The organism is Stenotrophomonas sp. YIM B06876 (assembly GCF_030711595.1).
In the GTDB taxonomy this organism is placed as follows: Bacteria; Pseudomonadota; Gammaproteobacteria; order Xanthomonadales; family Xanthomonadaceae; genus Stenotrophomonas.
The window spans coordinates 1-675 of the sequence record NZ_JAUJUJ010000426.1; the positions used below are offsets into that span (position 1 = coordinate 1).

At 66.0% G+C, this 675-nt stretch carries 1 pseudogene; it reads right to left on the reverse strand.

The window, feature by feature from the left end:
• Window positions 1-675 (reverse strand): annotated as a pseudogene (locus QZH66_RS17735) (hypothetical protein); the annotation flags it as partial.

The following is a 675-nucleotide window of genomic DNA, read 5'->3' on the forward strand; positions in this document are numbered from 1 at the left end:
GACCGGCACTTCCAGGAGCTTGCGGCCCAGCCGGGCCGCGACGCGGTCGATCAATTGCGTGCTGACCACCGTCTTGCCCACCGCCGCTTGCGCGCTCCACTGCGGCCGGTGGCGAAACAGGTAGTCGATGGCCACCGACAGGTAGTGGTTCGGCGCCAGCAGTCCGCTGCCGGGGGTGACGATGCCGTGGCGGTCATGGTCGGTGTCGCAGGCGAAGGCGATGTCGAAACGGCCTCTGAGGGCAATGAGCCGCTGCATGGCGTAGACGGATGACGGGTCCATGCGGATTTGCCCATCCCAGTCGAGCGTCATGAAACGAAAGGTGGGATCCACGACCNCGTGGCGGTCATGGTCGGTGTCGCAGGCGAAGGCGATGTCGAAACGGCCTCTGAGGGCAATGAGCCGCTGCATGGCGTAGACGGATGACGGGTCCATGCGGATTTGCCCATCCCAGTCGAGCGTCATGAAACGAAAGGTGGGATCCACGACCTCGCTGACGACGCTGAGGTCGAGCCGCCAGCGCTCGGCGATCGCTGCCCAGTAGTGGACGCCTGCGCCGCCCAGCGGGTCCACGCCCATGCGGATCTTGGCGCTGCGAATGGCGTCCATGTCGATCACCTGCCCCAGGTCGGCCACGTAGCTGGCAAGGTAGTCGTGGCGGTGCGTCGTTTCGGC